The sequence below is a fragment of the Dolichospermum sp. LEGE 00246 genome (assembly GCF_015207865.1).
Lineage (GTDB): Bacteria > Cyanobacteriota > Cyanobacteriia > Cyanobacteriales > Nostocaceae > Dolichospermum > Dolichospermum heterosporum.
Genome location: NZ_JADEWA010000485.1, coordinates 1 through 4,050 on the forward strand (window position 1 = coordinate 1; position 4,050 = coordinate 4,050).

The following is a 4,050-nucleotide window of genomic DNA, read 5'->3' on the forward strand; positions in this document are numbered from 1 at the left end:
CACATATAGTTTTTAATTCTTCTTCTGTAAATACATCTTGAAGAATTTTAATTAATACTTGTTTGTTGTCGTCAGTCATATTCATTATGTTTTACTAAAAAAATAATGGCGTTGCTGAATTAGGGTATGAAATTGAAAAATCAATGATTTCAAACTCTTACTCTCTGCGACTGGAGCGCCTCTGCGTGTTCGCGCAGCGTGCCGTAGGCATAATAAAATCATACTCTTAATCAGCAACGCCAAAATAATTTATCCTCGTAAAGATTTTACTAAATCAGCAAAGTGTTCACTGGATTTACAAAGTATCTCTAAAAAACTATCTATTAGTCCTTTTTTAATTAAATGATTAACTAAAGAACTATATCTAGCATTAACTGTATTCCCAGTAATTGCATCATAAGGATTTCCTTTCAGTTTACTCGTATTATTTTCACATATAGTTTTTAATTCTTCTTCTGTAAATATATCTTGAAGAATTTTAATTAATACTTGTTTGTTGTCGTCATCTGTCCATATAATAGGGTTAATAGGTTGTGCAGAATTTACAAGCATTGGATAACCATAAGCCTCTCTGCACTCATCATGTTTATTTTTAAAAGATTGTTTAGAGAACTTATCTTGAGAAAGTTCATTATAGGTCATTTTATCAACAAATAACCAACCAGGAAATGCACCAGATTCCAATTCTTTAACTACCATGAAAACATTTCCAATCATTTGATTAGGACGTTCAGGATCATAAACAATATCATCTGTTGCTGCACCAATGCGAAAACACCACTGATCTATACCAGGTTTTTGGTTACGTTTGTCAACCATTTCGCAAAATATTTTCACAAAATCATAGGCATTTTCAACAGATTCAAATGTAAGTCTACAACCATCTGCTAGAGGAGTTTCAATTTTGGTAAGGTGAGTTTGAATTCTTCGATTTTCAATTGATTGATTAAACGCTGTAGAAATAATGTCTTCAATTTGTTTAATAAATATTGCTAGAGCCTCAACACCTAAATTGTATTTATTGTGTATATCTTGAAAAGACTTTGATGAGTTAACCAGATCAAGTTGAACTACAGTTAGTTTAATCTTAGTAGATGAAGATGACATAAAATATCTCGATGGTTACAAATGACGATAAATAACCAAACTAAGCAAAACAAAACAGGGAATTACCAAAATAGCAGCAATCAAAATATATATTGCATAGGTAAAAATCCGAAATTTCAGAAAAGTAATTTCAGCATTCACAGTTATTTGTGCAGCAATATCTTGATATTCTTTTTTGTAAGGTATATTATTTAATTTACTGTCAAAATAATGCTTATTCAGTGCCTCTAACAATTCAATTGGCTTATATTTATGCAAATGTCCGAAAAACCATAAATTATCTTTATCTGGATTAGTATTATTTAAGTTACGTCGCAACCCTAAAATACGCTCTAAATTGGTTCTAGGTAAAAAAGATAAGGAGCAAGCTAAAGCACAAATACAAAGAATAATTGTTGTTAATAATAACCCAATTTTTAATGAATTAGGCAGACTTTGTGCTGTGGATAAAATGGTTATGGTAGCAGTAATCGCAGTGCCAGAAAAAGCCAAAAGAATACCATTCTTAGCCTCTGCAAACTTCAGCCAGTCATTCACATTTTGGGAAATTGCTATAAGCTTAGAAGAAACATCATCCATAAAAACACCTCTCGTCAAATTTAGATTCTAATTCCCTGAGCCTTTTTTCCAACTCAGCCATCCTTTGATTCAATGGTACATTGTCAGTACAGCCAAGATACTGACTAATTGCACTCACAACCACATCAGTTTTCGACGTGCCAGTTAGCTCAACATGAGTTCTTGCAGTAGAGACAGATGGAGATAATCAGATGGCAATTTGTGGTTTGCTCGTTGACAGCTTAAATTCCGTAACTATACGGAATAGTACCAACTGTACAACAAAGTATTGCTAGTTCTAAACAATTCTTAACTCAAGCAGTGTCTTTCACACAAGCAATAATTCCTAAGTAGTGAGACAGAATGAATTACACAATGTCATTGCAAATGGAAGGAAGTGAAATGAAGCAATCGCCAGGGTTGTGATTGCTTCCCTTCCCTCGCAATGACTGTAAATATTTTTGTCCAATTACTTACTCTCTGCGACTGGAGCGCCTCTGCGTGTTCGCGCAGCGTGCCGTAGGCATAATAAAATCATACTCTTAATCAGCAACGCCCATATTTGGTTAAACTATAAACCGTTTTCAGTATAATGCTCGAAATTGGTAAAATTTATCTAATCAGTCTATTTTGCCACCGGGTAATGGCTCGCAAATATGCGATAATGGGAATCTGATAAACTTCAATAAAAATCCAAATAATAATTCCTAAATGTGCCAAAAAAGTTAGCACTGTCCAAACAAATGGAATCCATGACAGGGGAACATGAGAATGAGGAGGAAAATAATATGCTGTCACCCCTATTAAGGTAGTTGGTAAAAGAATAAAAGCAATTGCAGATAAACCATAACCCCAACCTAATTCCACAGTTCCTAATCGTGCTTGCGTCCACCTCAATCCATTCCAACTCCAAACTAAAGGCGGTTCTCTAGAAGGCATTTTAATTTGTTGTAATTCTAAATTAACTGTAAAAATCTCATTGCAGAAATCACAACACATAGCTTCCATCATCAACATTTGCGAAATTTTACCCACGCGACATACTGGACATGGATAATTTTCTTGAAAGTTTAAAGATGTTGATAAAATTGAAGATTTTGCCATAATTAAACTACTCCTTTTTTAACATCAGTGATAATATCCCCGACTTCTGACATTAATTTATAATTTGCGGACACAATAAATAAAAGAAGTCGGGGATTTTCTGATAATTTTTTTAATAAAACAACCTAGTTTATTAATAAAACCAGGTTGAATTTGATATGATGACAATATTGAGAATGTAATTAGTCTAGAAAACCCATCAAAAGCTCGGAGTCATCGAAGGTGTTCGGTGCTATTGGCCGATTTCCGAAAACGGAATAGTTGTCAGCAACTACCAAGGTGCTAGAAGCAATGGGACGAATACCAGACAAGTTAATACTGTCAACTACTTGGAATGTGTTTGCACCTATGGGACGAATTCCCATGGAGTTGAAGGTATCAACTACTTGTAAAGTGCCAGTGGTAATGGGACGCATTCCAGCCACTATGATTGTTCCCTGAGAACTTTCTTCAGTATTACTGATATTATCCTGATTATTTTCTGTCATTTTTATTTCTCCTTTGTATGAGATGGCACTTGTTCAAACTGAATCTTTGTTTGTTAAGTGAATTTTACAATAATTAAGGAAAGAAGTATTTTTTTCCTATATATTTAGAGTCTAACCCTAAACCAGCATATATCACAGGTTGAATCTGAGATTGATAGATTTTTTTATGCGGTTAGAATCTTGATTATATCAGCTAATGTACATTTATTTTGGTACAAAGAGGTTATCTCAATTTATAAAATTATTTTATCTTTTTTATACTAAACACGGGTGAGATTTAAACTTTTGCCAAATGACAAATAACCCAGATGTGTAGGGGGAAAGCAAGAGCTTCATTAGTGTCAACTTAACGTAAAACCCATAGCCCGCCTGGGAATGATAGCGTAGCGTGGCGTTAGCCATATTCCCAGTCTAATAGCAAAAGTCATCTGAAGATGACTAAATAACCCGAAAATTTTTGAGTAAACTTTAGTTTACTTTCGCTATTAGCCCGGACATATGGCTTACGCCCCACTACGCTATCATTTTCGGGCGGGTGTGGAAGCCAACAAATAAGCCATCTGTAGCCTAAGTTGACACCAATGAAGCTCTTGCTTTACCCCTACGTTTAGAATCAAACAATCCAGCCGTTGTGGTCTTGTTGAACCAAGAATCCCCGTGTCTTTAGAGGATGTTTTAAAAGTGGTATCCCATAATTTTCATCACATTTTTACCCCCCTTTCCCCTTGTCAAGGGGGGAAACAAGAAAAATCTGGTTTCCTCACCTTCACAAGGGGAGGGTTGTGTCTCTTAT

Annotated in this window: 5 protein-coding genes; all 5 read right to left on the minus strand. The window is 34.7% G+C overall.

Annotated elements, in window-relative coordinates:
- The coding region (locus IQ228_RS27500) for an EAD6 domain-containing conflict system protein (protein ID WP_228044023.1) at positions 1 to 85 on the minus strand (85 nt) is incomplete at its 3' end.
- A 164-nt stretch (positions 86 to 249) separates the two neighbouring features.
- Positions 250 to 1,107, minus strand: a complete 858-nt coding sequence (locus tag IQ228_RS22630; RefSeq protein WP_193964520.1) for an EAD6 domain-containing conflict system protein — start codon at positions 1,105 to 1,107, stop codon at positions 250 to 252.
- 15 nt (positions 1,108 to 1,122) lie between these two features.
- Positions 1,123 to 1,686: a Pycsar system effector family protein gene (locus tag IQ228_RS22635; protein WP_193964521.1), complete on the minus strand. Its 564-nt coding sequence runs from the start codon at positions 1,684 to 1,686 to the stop codon at positions 1,123 to 1,125.
- A 591-nt stretch (positions 1,687 to 2,277) separates the two neighbouring features.
- Positions 2,278 to 2,769: a hypothetical protein gene (locus tag IQ228_RS22640; RefSeq protein ID WP_027400933.1), complete on the minus strand. Its 492-nt coding sequence runs from the start codon at positions 2,767 to 2,769 to the stop codon at positions 2,278 to 2,280.
- Between the two features lie 182 nt (positions 2,770 to 2,951).
- Entirely contained in the window at positions 2,952 to 3,281 is a 330-nt protein-coding gene (locus tag IQ228_RS22645) for a hypothetical protein (protein ID WP_235335128.1), read from the minus strand.
- Positions 3,282 to 4,050 lie beyond the last annotated feature (769 nt).